This is a genomic window from Nocardioides potassii (assembly GCF_021648885.1).
In the GTDB taxonomy this organism is placed as follows: Bacteria; Actinomycetota; Actinomycetes; order Propionibacteriales; family Nocardioidaceae; genus Nocardioides; species Nocardioides potassii.
The window spans coordinates 148,609-164,649 of record NZ_JAKJHZ010000001.1 but is presented as its reverse complement, the minus strand read 5'-3'; the positions used below and the strand labels follow the sequence as shown (position 1 = coordinate 164,649).

Below are 16,041 nucleotides of genomic sequence, written 5' to 3'. Positions count from 1 at the left end.
GGACTGCTGGTTAGGGTGACGCGCGTGAGCCTCCCCGCCGTCTCCAGCCTGCCCGACCTCGCAGTCACGCCGCTGCTGCTGGGCATCGACTGGATGGATCCGAACTACCTGCTCGACCGGTTCGGCACCGAGCTGTTCTGGATCAGCCTGCTCATCGTCTTCGTCGAGTGCGGCCTGTTCTTCCCGATCCTCCCCGGCGACACGCTCCTCTTCGCGCTCGGCCTCTTCATCGTCACCGGGCAGCTGGACCTGTTCCCCGGACCACCCTTCGTGGAGCTGCTCATCGCGATGGTCGCGCTGATCGCGGGCGCCTTCCTCGGCAACGTCGTGGGCTACGAGATCGGCCGCAAGATCGGGCAGCCGCTCTACGAGCGCGACGGCCGGATCATCAAGCGCAAGTACTTCGACCAGACGACCGCGTTCTTCGACCGCCACGGCAACAAGGCGCTCGTGATCGGGCGCTTCGTGCCGTTCGTGCGGACCTACATCACCGTGGTCGCCGGCGTCACGCGGATGGAGCGGGCGCGCTTCTTCGTGTGGAGCCTCGTCGGCGCCGTGCTGTGGGTCATGTCGATCATGCTGCTCGGCTACTTCCTCGGCGACGCGTTCCCGACGCTCGGTGAGAGCATCGACAAGCTCGTCATCGTCATCGTCGCCTTCTCCCTCATCCCGATCGCCATCGAGTGGTGGCGCCACCGCCGCACCGACGCGGCGGGCGCGGAGGTCGGCGACCACGACGGTGGGCCCGACCGGGACATCACCGGTCGCGACCTGGACTGAACGGCGTACGTCGCTCAGCCGGCGGACGCGGCGTCCAGCTCGGCGCGGGTGAGGACCGAGCGGACCTCCAGCCCGACGTCGGCGAGCGGGTTCTCGTCGGCGGGCGACCGGTCGATGGCGCAGACCACCACCTCGACGATGGCGCCGAGCTCGCGCAGCGCGTTGGTGGCGTCCCGCACGGCCCCGCCGGTGGTGATGACGTCCTCGATGATCGTGACCCGGCGACCGGACACGTCCGGGCCCTCGGCGAGCTTGGCGGTGCCGTACTCCTTGGCCTTCTTGCGCACGAAGAGCGCCGGCAGGCCCGTGCGGGAGCTGACCATCGTCGCGATCGGGATGCCGCCGAGCTCGAGCCCGCCGAGCAGCTCGGTGCCCTCCGGCAGGAGGTCGACCATCTGCGCCGCCACGCGGTCGAGCAGCGCCGGTCGGGCCTCGAAGAGGTACTTGTCGAAGTAGGTGTCGGCGACCTGGCCCGAGCGGAGCGTGAACTCGCCGGTCAGGCGGCAGGTGGCGTCGATGTCGGCGGCGAGAGCGGCGTCAGGAGTGGTCACGCAGCCGACCCTAGCCACGTCGGTCGCTAGCGTGGGCGCGTGCCCACGCCGCTGTCCCGCCGACTCGCCCACATCCCGCCGACGATCTTCAGCGAGATGTCGGCGCTGGCCGTGCAGACCGGCGCGCTCAACCTGGGCCAGGGCTTCCCGGACGCGGACGGGCCCCGATCGGTGGTCGCGGCCGCGGAGGCGGCGCTGGAGCGTGGCGCGAACCAGTACGCCCCGGGCATCGGGATCCCGGCGCTGCGGGCCGCGATCGCCCGGCACCAGCAGCGTTACTACGGCCTCGAGGTGGACCCCGACCGGGAGGTCGTCGTCACCACCGGCTGCACCGAGGCCATCGCCGGCGCGCTCCTCGGCCTGGTCGACCCCGGCGACGAGGTCGTCGTGCTCGAGCCCTACTACGACTCGTACACGGCCATGCTCGACATGTGCGGCGCGAAGCGGCGCGCGGTCACGCTCCGCGCACCCGAGTTCCGCCCCGATCCCGACGAGCTCAGGGCCGCCATCACCGACCGCACCAAGCTGGTCCTGCTCAACACGCCCCACAACCCGACGGGCACCGTCCTGACGCGCGAGGAGCTCCAGCTGGTCGCCGACCTCGCCATCGAGCACGACGTCCTCGTGGTGACCGACGAGGTCTACGAGCACCTCGTCTTCGACGGCCGCGAGCACGTCCCGATGGCCATGCTCCCCGGCATGTGGGAGCGGACCCTGACCCTGTCGAGCGTCGGCAAGTCGTACTCGTTCACCGGCTGGAAGGTCGGCTGGGCCACCGGTCCGGCACCGCTGGTGCAGGCCGTGCTCGCCGCGAAGCAGTGGCTGACCTTCACCTCCGGCGCACCGCTTCAGCCGGCCGTCGCGCACGCCCTCGACCACGAGCCTGACTGGCCCGCAGAGCTCGCCCGTGACCTGCAGACCCGGCGGGACCTGCTGTGCGACGGGCTCGCAGCGGCCGGGCTCGAGCCGCGGGTGCCGGAGGGCACCTACTTCGCGACGACCGACGTGTCGCACCTCGGCTGGACCGACGGCCGCGAGCTCTGCCTCGCCCTGCCGGAGCGAGCGGGGGTCGTGGCCATCCCGACGCAAGGGTTCTACGACGACGCCGAGGCCGGGCGGCAGCTGGTGCGCTGGGCCTTCTGCAAGCAGCCCGACGTCATCGCGGAGGGCGTACGCCGCCTCGCCGCGGCGGACCTCCGCCGGTAGGACCCGGGCCTAGCGCCCGGGGTAGTCCTTCGGCGGGTGCTCCGACCCGCCCTGGCCGTCCGCGGGCGGCTGGCCGTAGGGGTTCTCGCTCGGCGGCGGCTGCTGGCCGTAGGGGTCCGTCTGGCCGTAGGGATTCTGGCTCGGCGGGGGCTGCTGCTGGCCGTAGGGGTCCGACTGGCCGTAAGTGTTGTCGCCGGACGGGCTGGTGGACGAGGTCGGGTACTGCGGGCCCGACGGCGCCTGCCCGTAGGGGGCGCCGTACGGATTCGGGGCGCCGTACTGGCCCGGGCTCGGGTACTGCTGCGCGTAGCTGCCGCCCGTGCCGTTGAACCACGCGCCGGCGCCGCCGGCGAAGAGCATCACGATCGTCGCGATGGCGGCGATGAGGGTCACGATCGTGACGCCCCCGGTGATCCCGAGCAGCGACAGCAGGGCGGTCACGCTGGCCGAGATGACCAGGAGGATGCGCGCGACGTTGGAGCGCTTCATCACGAAGACCGCGAGCACGATCGCGATCACCGACCACACCACGAGGCCTAGCATCACCGCGACCAGCACCCCGACCGCGGCGTCCGCGTCGATGTTCGCGTCCTGGAACTCCGGCACGCGCTCCATCTCGGTGATCACCTGGTCGCGGGCCACGACCAGCGCGAGCGTGGTGAAGCCGAAGATCGCAGCGACGATCGCGGAGAAGACGATGGTGATCCAGGCCGCCGCGGTCACGGTGCCGGGACGGCGGTCGACGGCCGGCTGGCCGTACTGGCCGTACTGGCCGTACTGGCCGTACTGCTGCTGGCCGTAGGGGTACGGCTCGCCCGAGGGCGGTTGGCCGTAGGGGTCCGGCTGCCCGGACGGCTGGCCGTAGGGCGTGTGCGTCGGACCCGGGTCCTCGTTGCTCATGGGCGTATTCCACCATGTCGGGCAACCCCGGACCGGTGAGCAGGCTCAGCGCGACCCGAGCTCGAACCAGCGGCGGACCTCGACCCGTCGCAGGCAGACGACCGTCGCCACCGCGGCCATCGCGGGGAGGACGACGAGCACGGTGTCGAGGACGAAGAACAGGCACCCGACGGCGCTCAGCGCGGCGATCGCCGTCAGGCCGCGCCGCGCCCAGTCGCGGCGCGCCATCGCGAAGCCGGCGAGGACGAGGGCGGCGAGGCACCAGACGATGAACCCGCTGGCGAAGGCGAGCACGGTGTCGCGCACCTGCTCGAAGCCGACGCCCTCGTCGAAGAGCTCGGGCTGCTGCGCCATCACGCTGCGCAGGAACTCCGGCGAGAGTCCGGCGATCGCCACCCAGAGCAGCGACATCGTGAGGAGCCCGCCGGCCATCACGACGGTGATGACGAACGCCGCCACCATCGCGGCAGGCCTGGAGTGGGGCCCTGCCCGGTGGAGGTCGTGCCGTTGGGGCTGCCACCCCGGCGCGTGCGGCGCGTGGGTCGGGTGGTGCGGGTGCGGCGGCAGCTGGGTGGCCGGTCGCTGCTGCGGCGGCGCCGAGGGGAACGGCGTACGACGCGGGGCGACGTCGCGGGTCGAGGACTCGGACCGCGGGTCCGGGGGCGTCCACCTCCCGGTGGCGAACCATTCCCGACCGGGCGAGAGCCACAGCATGGCGGCGCCGGCGGCGACGAACGAGCCGGCCAGGCCGCCGACCGTGAGGCCGCCGACGAACACCGGCACCGCGAAGATCGACAGGCCGAGGCGCGCGGACCGGTCCGGCTTGCGGACGTACCACCCGAGGATGGCGGTCGCGCACGCTGCCACCGCGACCGCGGCCATGACCCACCGGAGCAGGTCCGACGCCGACTGCACGTCGAGGCCGAAGCCCGAGAACGGGGGCTGCGCCAACGCGTCCCTGATCGCCTCCTGGGTGTCGAGCGAGCGCAGGGTCGAGAGCCGGTCCCAGACGGTGAGCAGCACCACGACCGACGAGAACACGACGATCCCCGACGCCAGGGTGACCTGAGGCGGACGCTGCTCGGTGGGCTTGCTCACGGGACCATTCTCCCCGGACCGCCCCAAGCCGGCCCGCACCGGTGCGCACCCGCCGTCGTACGGCCGGCCCCGGGGTCTTCTCAGGGTCGGTCTCGGGGGACGACTCGGCACCTTCCCCGATGTGCGCGGGTGCCCGCCCCCGCGAGGCTCGACGCATGATCAGCGTCGAGTCCCTCACCAAGCAGTACGGCTCCTTCACGGCCGTCGACCACGTGTCGTTCACGGCCGCGACGGGCCGGGTCACCGGCTTCCTCGGCCCCAACGGCGCCGGCAAGTCCACCACCATGCGCGTCATGGTCGGCCTCACCCGCGCCACCTCCGGCCGGGTCACCGTCACCGGCCGCGACTACCGCGAGCTCGTCAACCCCGGCCTCGAGGTCGGCGTCCTGCTGGACGCCTCGGCCCAGCACGCCGGCCGCACCGGCCGCGAGATCCTCACCATCGCCCAGCAGACGATGGGCCTGTCCCGCACGCGCGTCGCCGAGACCCTCGCCCGCGTCGGCCTCACCGAGGACGAGGCCGGCCGCCGGGTGCGCGACTACTCCCTCGGCATGCGCCAGCGCCTCGGGATCGCGACCGCCCTCATCGGCGACCCGGAGGTCCTCATCCTCGACGAGCCGGCCAACGGCCTCGACCCCGCCGGCATCCGGTGGATGCGCGACCTGCTGCGCGGGTTCGCCGACCAGGGCGGCACCGTGCTGCTCTCCTCGCACCTGCTCCACGAGATCGAGGTCATCGCCGACGACATCGTCGTCATCGGCCAGGGCCGCATCGTGGCCCAGGGCAGCAAGGCCGAGCTGCTCGCGTCGGCCGGCACCCTCGTGCGCACGTCCGATCCCTCCCACCTCGACCGCCTCGCCCGTGCGCTGCACGAGGCATCGGTCGTCACCACCCCGATCGACGGCGGCCTGCGCGTCGACGCCGACCCCGAGCTCGTGGGCGAGGCGGCACACCGTGCCGGCGTCGTCCTGCGCGAGCTGCGCGCCGCCGACGGCGCCGGCCTCGAGGAGATGTTCCTCCAGCTCACCGCCGAGACCGCCCGCGAAGGAGCAGCAGCATGAGCACCGCCACCCAGACCCCGACCCCCTCCGTCGTACCCCAGGTGCCCACCGCGCCCGCGGCCCGCCATGAGGTCCGGCCGATCCCGATGAGCCGCCTCGCGAAGGTCGAGCTGCGCAAGATGTTCGACACCCGCGCCGGGTTCTGGCTGATGGCCAGCGTCGCCATCGTCGCGGTGCTCGCCTCCGCGGCCGTGATCGCGTGGGCACCCGACGAGGTGATCAACCAGGAGTTCTTCTCCACCGCGATCGGCATGCCGCTCTCGGTGGTGCTGCCGATCATCGCGATCCTCTCGATCACGAGCGAGTACAGCCAGCGCACCGGCCTGACGACGTACACCCTCGTGCCGTGGCGCGGGCGGGTGATCACGGCCAAGGTGCTCGTGACGCTCGCCATCGGCGTGGTGTCGATGGTGGTCGCGCTCGCCGTCGGCGCGGTGGGCAACGTGGTCGGCGCGGCGATCGCCGGTCTCGACCCGGTGTGGAACATCGGCGTGCAGTCCTTCGGCTACATCGTGCTGGCCAACATCCTGGGCATGCTGATGGGCTTCATGCTCGGCGTGGTCTTCCGCAGCTCCCCCGCCGCGGTCGTCGCCTACTTCGTCTACTCCCTCGTGCTGCCCGGCGCGTTCGCGGCGCTGGCCGCCTTCCAGGGATGGTTCCGCGACCTGCAGCCCTGGGTGGACGTGAACTTCGCGATCACCCGGCTCTTCGACAACAGCATGACCGCCGAGAACTGGCAGCAGCTCGGCGTCACCACGCTGGTCTGGCTCTGGATCCCGCTGGCCCTCGGGCTGCGCGCCGTCCTGCGTGCCGAGGTGAAGTAGCCACCTTCCCTCGTGCTCGTCAGCGGCTGCCGGTCGGGGGACCGGTGGCCGCTGACGCCTGTGGGCGCTCATCTGGAGTCACCGGATGTCCGGTGACCGCAACGGTTGTCAGCCGAGATCTTGGCTCTGAACCGTAGGACTCGGCCACGAAGTACGTCGTCCCGGCGGGCGAGGACGACCCGGCCGAGGTTCTGACAGGCTGGCGCCATGCATCCCGACGCCTGGCTCGTCGTCATCGACCCGCAGCGGATCTTCGCCTCGCCCGACAGCCAGTGGGGCTCGCCGATGTTCCCCGACATCGTGGAGCCCGTACGACGTCTCGCTGCCGCAGCCGGCGAGCGCACCGTCGTCACCCGCTGGGTGCCCGCGCCCGACCCGCGGGGCAGCTGGGCGGCCTACATGCAGGCCTGGCCCTTCGCCGACGTGCCGGACGGTGACCCGCTGCTGTCGATCGTCCCGGAGATGGAGGGCGTCGGGTCCGAGGTCGTCTCGGTGCCGACCTTCGGCAAGTGGGGTCCGGCGCTCGAGGCGGTCACCGGACCGGTGCCGCACCTCGTGCTTGCCGGCGTCTCGACCGACTGCTGCGTCGTCTCGACCGCACTTGCGGCCGCCGACGCGGGCGCAACCCTGACGGTCGTCATCGACGCCTGCGCCGGCTCGACCCCCGAGAACCACCGCTCAGCCCTCGACGTGATGGCCCTCTACCCGCCCCAGATCACGCTGGCCACCACTGCCGAGGTGCTCGCGAGGTGAGCCGCGTCATCCACACCGGCCAGGCGCTGGTCGACGTCGTCGTCGAGGTGCCCGACCTGCCGGCCCGCGGGCAGAACGTCATGGCGACCTCGGCCACCGACTACGCCGGCGGTGCGGTGACGGTCCTCGTCGCGGCGGCGCGGTTCGGCGCGGAGTGCGTCCAGGCCGGGGCGATCGGCACGGGTCCCCACGGTGACCTGATCCGCGCGGCCCTCGCCCGGGAGGGCATCGCCGCGTCCGCAGACCCCGTGCCCGACCTCGACACCGGCATCTGCGTGGTGATGGTCGAGCCGAGCGCCGAGCGCACCTTCGTCACGACGCTCGGCGCGGAGCGCCGGATCTCCGTCGAGTCGCTCGCCACGTCCGCGCCGCGGGCCGGCGACCTGGTCTGTGTGACCGGCTTCTCCCTCGCCCTCGCCGCCACTGGCGAGCCGCTCCTCGCGTGGTTGCCGACGCTCGACGCCGGCGTGGTCGTCGTACTGGACCCGGGGGCGGCGTTCGCCGGCCTCAGCGAGCACGTGCGCGCGGCCATGCTTGAGCTCACTGATGTCTGGTCGAGCAACGCCGAGGAGGCCGAGGCGATCCTGCGGGCCGTCGGGCAGGAGCCGCCGACCGACCTCGCCGAGCTGACGACCGCGATCGCTCCCCTGCTGCGCGGCGACGCGGTCGCCATCGTGCGCGACGGGCCGGAGGGTTGCGCCGTGCACGTGGGTGGCGAGACGACGTACGTCGCCGGGTTCCCGCAGACGCCGGTCGACACCAACGGCGCGGGCGACACCCACACCGGCGCGCTGCTGGCCGAGGTCGCGGCCGGTACGCCGTGGGTCGACGGCTGCCGGCGCGCCAACGCGGCCGCCGCGATCAAGGTGACCCGACGCGGCCCGGAGTCGGCCCCGACTTTCGCGGAGGTGGAGGAGTTCCTGGGCCGCGTGGTGGTCGGGTAGCCGGGCGAGGAACGCCCCCAAGTCGGACACAAGAGAGCCGCAAGCGGGCCCGGGCATCTTTCTCGTGGCGGCCACCGGGGTCGTCCCGCACAGAGAGAGAAGCAGATGCACTCCGTCCAGCTCCACCGACTGCTCGCCCACCACCTGCCGCCGCGCCGACGACACCGGCTCCACCACGACATCCAGCTGGAGATCGCGATCCGCCGCATGGACGTCCATCGCTGAGGTGGGTCCTCAGTCCCGCACCATCCGCCCCAGGGCCGCGCCGAGCACCGGCGCGGCCCTGCTGACATCACTGTCCTTCCGCCTCGGCCGTACCGTCATCGCGTGACCCCTGACGTCCTCCTCGTCGGCGCCGGCGACCTCGGCTCGGCGGTCGGCCTGCGCCTCGCCGACCTCGGCCACTCCGTGCTCGCGCTGCGCCGCGACGCCGCTCGCGTGCCCGCCCCGCTCGTCGGTCGCTCCGTCGACCTGACCGCTGGCGCGCCGGTCCTGTCGGACGTGAGCCCGCGCCTCGTCGTCGTGGCGCTGACCGCCCGACCGCGGACGGAGGAGGCCTACCGGGCGACGTACGTCGACGGGATGGCGCGGGCGCTCGATGCACTGCCGGTGCCACCGGAGCGGGCGGTGCTGGTCTCGTCAACCGCGGTGATGCCGAGCCACGACGGGCCCCCGCCGCTCGACGACGAGGACAGACCCACCGCGCCCGGCGACGGTCCCGGACGCCAGCTGGTCGCCGCGGAGGAGGCCTTCCACGCGCGGATCCCGCACGGCACGGTGCTCCGCCTCTCGGGTCTGTACGGCGGCTCGAGCACGCGGCTGCTCGACCAGGTCCGCGACGGGCGGATCGACGACCCCCACCGCTGGACCAACCGCATCCACCGCGAGGACGCCGCCGCGGCGGTCGTCCACCTGCTCACGATGGAGTCCACCCCCGAGGCCGTCTACCTCGGCACCGACGACGAGCCCGCCCAGCTCGGCGACGTGGCGTCGTACCTCGCCGAGGGGCTCGGTGCGCCTCCCCCGCCGCCTGCGGACCCGGCGCACGGGCACGGCAAGCGGCTGTCCAATGCCCGCCTCCGGGCCACGGGCTGGGCGCCGACCAGGCCGTCGTACCGCGAGGGCTACGCGCGGGCCTCCACGCCGCTGTAACGCCGGGTTAGGTGCTGTTCCACCCCTCATGCATGCCAGTCGGTACAGCACGTAACCCGGCGTTACAGCGCCGGTCGGAGACCACGGGAGGTCACATGGTGACCGGGCCACCGCCGGTCACGGCGATCACCTCACCGGTGACGTAGCTCGACTCGGGCGAGGCGAGGAAGACGAAGGCCGTCGCGACCTCGGCGGGCTGCCCGGCGCGCCCGAGCGGGGTCTGCTTGCCGAAGTCCTCGACCTTCTCCGGCGGCATCGTCGCGGGGATGAGCGGCGTCCAGATCGGGCCGGGCGCGACCGAGTTCACCCGGATGCCCTTCTCGGCGAGCGACAGCGCCAGTCCGCGGGTGAAGTTCACGATCCCCGCCTTGGTGGTCGCGTAGTCGAGCAGCTCCGGTGACGGCGAGCTCGACTGCACCGACGAGGTGTTGATGATCGACGATCCCGGCCGCAGGTGCGGCAGGGCGTACTTGCAGAGCCAGAACATCGCGTAGATGTTCGTCCGCATCACCCGGTCGAGCTGCTCGGTGGTGATGTCGGGCAGGCCGCCGGGCTGCGCCATCTGGTAGGCCGCGTTGTTGACCAGGATGTCGATCCGACCGAACTCCTCGACGGCCTTGTCCACGAGCGCGCGGCAGGCGTCCTCCTCGACGAGGTCGGTCGGCACGAGCAGGGCGCGCCTGCCCGCGTCCTCGACGATGCGGGCCGTCTCGTGCGCGTCGTCGTCCTCGCCGTCGAGGTAGGCGATGACCACGTCGGCGCCCTCGCGGGAGAAGGCCAGCGCGACCGCGCGACCGATGCCGGAGTCGCCGCCGGTGATCACCGCGACCTGGTCACGCAGCCGGTCGTGACCGACGTACGTCTCCTCACCGTGGTCGGGCTTCTCGCCCATCTCCCCCGTCACGGAGTCGTCGTCGCCGGGCTTCGGCAGCTGCTCGCCCTCGGTGTCGGGCTGGTCGTGCAGCTCGGTCGGGTCCTGCCGGGTCTGGTCGGCGTCACTCATGGCTCTACCTCCGTGGGTCGGTGTCCCCACGCCGTACCCGGCATGGGTCAGGCGATGCGGGGGCACTGCGGGACATGCGCCCCACGGACGCGGCTGTCGCCGCCACGGACCGGTGGACCGACCCCGACGGCTTCCGCGCGCCGGCCGGCCTGGTCCACGCCTGGCTCCGCGGCGCCAACCAGACCGTGTGCGGCGTACCGCTCAGCAGGGCACGTCTCCACCGCTTCCCGCACGTCCAGTGGGTCGATGCGCAACCCGCGACGGGGCGCGACGCCGACCGCGTCAGCCAGGTGTGCCCCCGCTGCGCCGCCGCGATGGGCCAGAAGCGCGACAGCAGGCCGTGGACGCGGACCAACCCGCGACCGTGACCGGCGCGGGTCAGCCCTGCGCCGCCAGCGCGGCGAGGGCCGTGATCCCCGGCGCGGTGGCGGCGGCCAGCCGCTCGCGCGCGAGGTCCAGGGCTTGCGATCCGGGGTGGTCCGGCGGGATCCGTGCCGGGTTCACCGCGACCGTGTTGGCCCACTCGGCGATGTCGGGCTCGGCACCGAACGCCATCGAGGCGCGGGCACCGCGGACGTTCATGTCGGCCCACTGGGCGAGCGAGTTGCCGTAGCGCGACGGCGGGCAGAGCCGGTTCTTCTCCGCGTCGTCGTGACGCGTCGCCTCGACGTAGCCCGTGATCGCCGCGCCGAAGCACGGGAAGCCGGCGCGCACCGGCTGCAGGGTGATGTCGTCATCGCGCCAGATCGGCACTAGTGGCGGGTTCTTCAGCCCGTCGGCCGCGCAGTGCACGACGACGGCGTCGTCGGCGACCTGCACCGACGAGCCGTCGCGGAACTCGAGCCGGCCGCGGGAGACCGCGGCCAGGTGCCCATGCCGTACGACGTCCTCGATCGACCGCAGCAGCTCGAGCTCCCAGTGCCCGAGGGTCGGCGCCTTGGCCATCGTCGGGGTGAGCGACCGGTCGATCCGCAGCATCACGCCCGACTCCTCCAGCCGGAGGAAGACCTCGTCCAGCGTGGACGAGGCGGCGGCCGCCTCGAACATCGCCGCGGGCACGTTGAGGTAGACCGCCGGGTCGGGCTGGATCAGCGCGCGGTTGAGCATCCACGGCTCGCGCGGGCGCACCCAGCAGATGGCGCCCGGGTCGACGCCCTGCCCGAGCAGCCACACGCACGCGTCGGTCGCGGTCTTGCCCGAGCCGACCACGACGTACTGGCTCGGCGCCTCCTCGAGCCGCACGACGTCGTTGACCGTCACGACGCGGGCGTCGTCGGCGACCGCGAAGGGCGCGGAGGTCTCCGCCGGGATGCTGGGCGCGAGGTAGTGGGCGTTCACGATCCGGCATCGGTCGGGGACGACCCACTCCCGGCCGGCGATCCGCGAGACGATCGTGCGGTCACCGCGGTAGTCACAGCCCGTCATCACCTCGACGCGGCCGGTCGCGCGCATCCGCTCGACCTGCTGCGCGTAGTAGTGCACGATCTCCGGCTGCGACGCGCGGACCTGCAGCCCCGCCTCCGGGCCGCTGTCCTGCCTGCGGCCACCGGCGAGGACCGAGGAGGCGACGCCGTAGAAGCTGGACGCCTGGTGGAGCCGGACGAACGGGTAGTCCTCGAGCCAGTGACCGCCCGCGCCGTGGCGCCGGTCCACGATCGCCACCCGCGCGGTCGGGTCGTGGTCGACCAGCGTGTCCGCGAACCCCATCCCCATCGCGCCGGCCCCCACCACGAGGTAGTCCACGTCGAGCGTCCGCGTCATGCGCACACCGTGGCACCCGCAGGACGGCGCGTCTACGCCCGCACCCTCCCCAGGTGCGGCACACCCTGTGAGGTCAGTCGAGGACGGCGTCGACCGTCTTCTTGAGTGCGCTCGGCTGCGAGGGGCGCTTCGGCGCCTTCTCCTTCGCCTCCAGCATCTCCGCGCCGATCTCCTGCAGCTGCTTGCGCCCGAGGCCCTCGCGCACCTTCGGGAACCAGTCCTGCTCCTCCTCCTCGATGTGGTGGGTCACGTTCTCGATGAGGACGGTGGTCTTAGCGTCGAACCGCTCGTCGGTCGGCTTCATCCCCGACAGCTCCATCACCAGCACGTCGGCGACGTGGTGCTCCTCGTAGGACTCGAGCACGTCGTCCTCGAGGTCGGGCAGCAGCTCGCGGACCCGCGGGTACATGACCTCGTTCTCGATGTAGGTGTGCTGGGTCAGCAGCTCGATCATCGTGTCCACGAGCCGGCCCTTGCGCTCGGTGGCGTCCTCGCCGGCTCCCTGGAAGTCGCGGAACACCTTGCGGATCCGCTTGTGGTCGTCCTTCAGCAGGACGATGGCGTCTGTGGACATGCGGGTTCCTCCCGACTGGTGGGGACGTGTCGCCGGAGGTGTACCCACACGCCGCCCGATCAGTACGTGGACCAGACAGGTGGGACACGAGACGTCTCCGTCCCACCCGTCGACGAGGATGGCTCGGTGGCCGTGACGATCTCCCGAGCCGACTTCACCGACCCCGCGCTGGCGGAGTTCCTGCAGGCGCACCTCGACGACATGGAGCCGACGGCGCCGCCCGAGAGCCGGCACGCCCTCGACCTCGCGGCGCTCCGGGGTGACGGCGTACGCCTCTGGGTGGCGCACGCAGACGGGAGGTTCGTCGGCACGGCGGCCCTGGCACCGCTCGACGGGAGTCACGAGGAGCTCAAGAGCATGCGCACCGACCCGGCGCTGCGGGGCACCGGCATCGCGAGGCGGATGCTCGCGCACGTCCTCGACGACGCCCGGTCGCGCGGGGTGGGGCGGGTCTCGCTCGAGACCGGCAGCATGGACTTCTTCGTGCCGGCGCGCAGGCTCTACGCGTCGGCCGGGTTCGCGCCGTGCGAGCCGTTCGGTTCGTACGTCAGCGACCCGAACAGCACGTTCATGACGCTGGCGCTATGACCGCTTCGACCCTGACACTTCGCTGACGTCCGTCTCGAGGGAGGGGTCGAGGGAGGGGTCGAGGGAGGGCAGCGTGACCGAGACCGTCGTACCCTCCCCGAGCTCGGAGACGACGTCGACGTGACCCGAGTGGCGGCGCACGATCCGATCGACGATCGCCAGTCCCATGCCGGTCCCCGGGACGGAGAGCGCCTGCGGGTTCGTGGAGCGGAAGAACTCGCGGAACAGGTGGTCGCGGTCGCGCTCGGAGATGCCGATGCCCGGGTCGGTGATCGACACCCGCACCAGCCCGTCGACGCGGGCGAGGCGGACGTCGATCCCGGCGCCCCGCGGCGAGTACTTGATCGCGTTGCTCGCGAGGTTGGCGAGCATCCGGTGCAGCTCCTGGGGGTTGCCGGCCACGTGGACGGGCTCGTCGGGAGTGTCGATGCGGCACTCCTGCGACTTGGCGGCGGCCGCGTGGTGGCACTCCTCGGTGACGTCGAGCAGCACCTGGCGCAGATCGACCTGCTCGGGCACGAACTCGCGCTGGGGATCCGCGATCCGGGCCATGGTGAGGAGGTCCTCGATGACGACCCGCATCCGCTCGGCCCCTCGGCTCGCGGCGGCGACCGAGCGCTGGTCCTCGGGCTCGAGGCTGTCGACGTCGAGCAGCTCGAGGTTGGCGGTCATCGAGAAGAGCGGCGTACGCAGCTCGTGCGCAAGGGTGTTGACCATCTCGATCCGGTAGCCGTCGATCTGGCGCAGGTGGTCCGCGACGGCGCGCTCACGCGCGAGCTGGCGGGTGTTGGCGACGGCACGGCCCAGGTCCCGGCCGATCTCGAGCGCAGCGTCGCGCTCGACGGCCGTCCACTCCGGGGTGCCGCTGACCCGGGTCAGCACCAGGAACCCCAGGCACTCGGGTCCCGCACCGAGCGGCACGAAGAGGACCGACGCGATCCCGATGCGCTCCAGGAACGCCAGCAGTCGCTCCGCGTCGGGCTCCGGGAGGCCGGGCTGGCTGGGGTGCGCCGGCGAGAAGTGGGCGACGTACTGGTCGTCCCAGTAGCGGTGCGCGAGCCCGATCACCACGTCGTCGATCTCCTCGAAGGGAGGCCTCGTGTCGCTGCCGACGGCGTACGACGTCGTGGCGTGCACGCCGTCCTCGTGGAAGGCCGTCAGCCACATGCCCGCGGCCTGGAAGCAGTCGACGACCGCGGAACGGCAGGCCTCCAGCACCAGCTCGAGCGACGGTTCGCCGAGCGCCTGGCGCACGATCGCGCGGGCCTCGTCGGTGATCCGGACGCGCTCGGCCAGGCTCTCGCGCTCCAGGGCGAGCAGCACCAGGGTGCGCGCCACCCCGGCGTACTGGGTGAGCACCTTCATCTGCTCGGGGCCGGGCTTGCGACCGTTGCGCGGGCTGTCGACCGACAGCATCCCGCGGAGCACCCCGTCGTCGTCGTGGAGCGGCGCGAAGAGCATGTCGAGCGGGTGCCACGCGTCCTCGACGTCGAGCGGCACGACGTCGGGGATGTGGCTGTAGGGCAGCACCTCGTCACTGACGCGCTCGTGCGGGACGAAGCGCCACACGCCCCAGTCGTCGGCGCGCGACATCTCCTCCTCCATCGCCTCGACCGGGACGCGGGTCCCGGCGAAGCCGTCCGCCACGCCCGCGGCGACGAGGATCAGGAAGTCGTGGCTGCGGCGCAGCGTGATCGCGGACTGCTCGAACCCGGCGAGGGTCGCGACGCTCTCGACCAGCACTTGGAGGTGCTGCCGTGTCTGCTCATCGGCGAACGAGACCGCGCCCTGCGGCTCGTCATCCAGTGTTCTCGCCATCCTCGCCCCCTTCGGGCACTCCCCAACTCAAACAGATGCAGGGGCCCCGGCGCGACGAAACGCGTGAGCGAGTTCCGGACCGGGCGTCAGGACGGTGCTACCGGGGTCACGAGCTCCCCGCGCTCGAGGAACGCGTCGACGTTGTCCAGCACGACGCGGCCCATCGCCTCGCGGGTCTGCGTCGTGGCGCTCCCGACGTGCGGCAGCAGCACGACGTCGTCACGCCCGAGGAGGGCCTCCGGCACGTGGGGCTCGTCGGAGAAGACGTCGAGGCCGGCGCCGGCGATGCGATCCGACTCCAGCGCGTCGACCAGTGCTTCCTCGTCGACCACCGAGCCCCGGGCCACGTTGACGAGGTAGCCGTCCGGCCCGAGGGCGTCGAGGACCGCCGTGTCGACGAGGCGCTCGGTCCCCTCGCCACCGGGTGTGAGCACGACCAGCACGTCGCTCGCCGCGGCCAGGGCGGCGGGGCTGTCGTGGTAGGTCCACGCGACGTCCTTCGGACTGCGCGAGTGGTAGTGGACCTCGGCCCCGAACGCCTCCGCCCGCTCGGCGGTCGCCGTGCCGATGCGTCCGAGTCCGAGCACGCCGACCACGGCGCCGCGCACGTCGCGCGTCAGCGGGAACCGTTCGCCCCGACCCCACGCGCCGCTGCGGACGAAGCGGTCGGCGGCCGTGAGGCCGCGGAGCAGGTCGACGGCCAGGAAGATCGCCACGTCGGCCACGGCGTCGGTCAGCACGTCGGGGGTGTTGGAGACGACGATGCCGCGACGAGCGGCCTCGGTGACGTCGACGTTGTCGTAGCCGACCCCGAAGTTCACGATCGCCCTCAGCCCGGGCAGCGCGTCCATCTCGGCCGCACCCGCCGGCGCGCCACCGCCGACCACCGCCACCTCGATCTCGGCCGGCTCGTCGAGGTCCGCCAGCTGCGGGGCGTCGTACCGCTCCACGAGCCACTCGCGGAGGAAGGGCATCAGGCCGCCGAGCTGGACGACACGGGCCGGGGGGTTGGCGTCGGTGCTCATCGC

General features: G+C 72.4%; 17 protein-coding genes. 9 read left to right on the top strand and 8 right to left on the bottom strand.

The window, feature by feature from the left end; all coding sequences use genetic code 11:
- Positions 1-24: 24 nt before the first annotated feature.
- On the top strand, positions 25-780 hold the full coding sequence (locus L2K70_RS00780; RefSeq protein ID WP_236397557.1) for a DedA family protein: 756 nt from the start codon (positions 25-27) through the stop codon (positions 778-780).
- Positions 781-794: 14 nt separating this feature from the next.
- On the opposite strand, the gene pyrE is transcribed toward L2K70_RS00780, so the two are convergent.
- A complete protein-coding gene (pyrE, locus tag L2K70_RS00775) occupies positions 795-1,331 on the bottom strand; it encodes an orotate phosphoribosyltransferase (RefSeq protein WP_236397554.1) in 537 nt (178 codons plus the stop codon).
- Between the two features lie 39 nt (positions 1,332-1,370).
- Here pyrE and L2K70_RS00770 point away from each other — a divergent pair, with 39 nt between their 5' ends.
- Positions 1,371-2,537 carry a pyridoxal phosphate-dependent aminotransferase gene (locus L2K70_RS00770; RefSeq protein ID WP_308195693.1) on the top strand — a complete coding sequence of 389 codons (1,167 nt, stop codon included), beginning with the start codon at positions 1,371-1,373 and terminating at the stop codon, positions 2,535-2,537.
- Between the two features lie 9 nt (positions 2,538-2,546).
- Here the strand turns inward: L2K70_RS00770 and L2K70_RS00765 are convergent, their stop codons facing one another.
- The gene (locus L2K70_RS00765) at positions 2,547-3,437 is read right to left on the bottom strand and encodes a DUF4064 domain-containing protein (protein WP_236397551.1); all 891 of its coding nucleotides are present in this window, start codon (positions 3,435-3,437) and stop codon (positions 2,547-2,549) included.
- A 45-nt stretch (positions 3,438-3,482) separates the two neighbouring features.
- On the bottom strand, positions 3,483-4,535 hold the full coding sequence (locus tag L2K70_RS00760) for a hypothetical protein (RefSeq protein ID WP_236397548.1): 1,053 nt from the start codon (positions 4,533-4,535) through the stop codon (positions 3,483-3,485).
- A gap of 155 nt (positions 4,536-4,690) precedes the next feature.
- On the opposite strand from L2K70_RS00760, the gene L2K70_RS00755 reads away from it, so the two are divergent.
- From L2K70_RS00755 to L2K70_RS00735, 5 genes are all read left to right on the top strand, one after another.
- Positions 4,691-5,596, top strand: coding sequence for an ABC transporter ATP-binding protein (locus L2K70_RS00755; RefSeq protein WP_236397545.1), 906 nt, complete (start codon positions 4,691-4,693; stop codon positions 5,594-5,596).
- Positions 5,593-6,420, top strand: a complete 828-nt coding sequence (locus L2K70_RS00750) for an ABC transporter permease (RefSeq protein WP_236397542.1) — start codon at positions 5,593-5,595, stop codon at positions 6,418-6,420. Before L2K70_RS00755 ends, L2K70_RS00750 begins: the two co-directional genes overlap by 4 nt.
- Positions 6,421-6,627: 207 nt before the next feature.
- A complete protein-coding gene (locus tag L2K70_RS00745) occupies positions 6,628-7,173 on the top strand; it encodes a cysteine hydrolase family protein (RefSeq protein ID WP_236397539.1) in 546 nt (181 codons plus the stop codon).
- The gene (locus L2K70_RS00740) at positions 7,170-8,117 is read left to right on the top strand and encodes a PfkB family carbohydrate kinase (RefSeq protein WP_236397536.1); all 948 of its coding nucleotides are present in this window, start codon (positions 7,170-7,172) and stop codon (positions 8,115-8,117) included. The genes L2K70_RS00745 and L2K70_RS00740 overlap by 4 nt, the downstream gene beginning before the upstream one ends.
- Before the next feature lie 327 nt (positions 8,118-8,444).
- Positions 8,445-9,269, top strand: a complete 825-nt coding sequence (locus tag L2K70_RS00735) for an NAD-dependent epimerase/dehydratase family protein (protein WP_236397533.1) — start codon at positions 8,445-8,447, stop codon at positions 9,267-9,269.
- A gap of 91 nt (positions 9,270-9,360) precedes the next feature.
- Here the strand turns inward: L2K70_RS00735 and L2K70_RS00730 are convergent, their stop codons facing one another.
- Positions 9,361-10,272 (bottom strand): glucose 1-dehydrogenase, encoded by a 912-nt coding sequence (locus tag L2K70_RS00730; RefSeq protein ID WP_236397530.1) that lies wholly within the window; start codon positions 10,270-10,272, stop codon positions 9,361-9,363.
- 74 nt (positions 10,273-10,346) lie between these two features.
- Between L2K70_RS00730 and L2K70_RS00725 the strand changes: the two genes are divergently transcribed.
- A complete protein-coding gene (locus tag L2K70_RS00725; protein WP_236397527.1) occupies positions 10,347-10,640 on the top strand; it encodes a hypothetical protein in 294 nt (97 codons plus the stop codon).
- A gap of 10 nt (positions 10,641-10,650) precedes the next feature.
- Here the strand turns inward: L2K70_RS00725 and L2K70_RS00720 are convergent, their stop codons facing one another.
- Together L2K70_RS00720 and L2K70_RS00715 are read right to left on the bottom strand one after the other, a co-directional pair.
- Complete coding sequence (locus L2K70_RS00720; RefSeq protein ID WP_236397524.1) at positions 10,651-12,033, bottom strand: NAD(P)/FAD-dependent oxidoreductase; 1,383 nt, start codon at positions 12,031-12,033, stop codon at positions 10,651-10,653.
- Positions 12,034-12,106: 73 nt separating this feature from the next.
- On the bottom strand, positions 12,107-12,607 hold the full coding sequence (locus L2K70_RS00715) for a hemerythrin domain-containing protein (RefSeq protein ID WP_236397523.1): 501 nt from the start codon (positions 12,605-12,607) through the stop codon (positions 12,107-12,109).
- Between L2K70_RS00715 and L2K70_RS00710 the strand changes: the two genes are divergently transcribed.
- Positions 12,569-13,195: a GNAT family N-acetyltransferase gene (locus L2K70_RS00710; protein WP_308195692.1), complete on the top strand. Its 627-nt coding sequence runs from the start codon at positions 12,569-12,571 to the stop codon at positions 13,193-13,195. The genes L2K70_RS00715 and L2K70_RS00710 overlap by 39 nt on opposite strands.
- Here L2K70_RS00710 and L2K70_RS00705 read toward each other — a convergent pair.
- Positions 13,190-15,013, bottom strand: a complete 1,824-nt coding sequence (locus L2K70_RS00705) for a sensor histidine kinase (RefSeq protein ID WP_236397517.1) — start codon at positions 15,011-15,013, stop codon at positions 13,190-13,192. The genes L2K70_RS00710 and L2K70_RS00705 overlap by 6 nt on opposite strands.
- Before the next feature lie 86 nt (positions 15,014-15,099).
- Positions 15,100-16,038, bottom strand: a complete 939-nt coding sequence (locus L2K70_RS00700) for a 2-hydroxyacid dehydrogenase (RefSeq protein WP_236397514.1) — start codon at positions 16,036-16,038, stop codon at positions 15,100-15,102.
- Positions 16,039-16,041 lie beyond the last annotated feature (3 nt).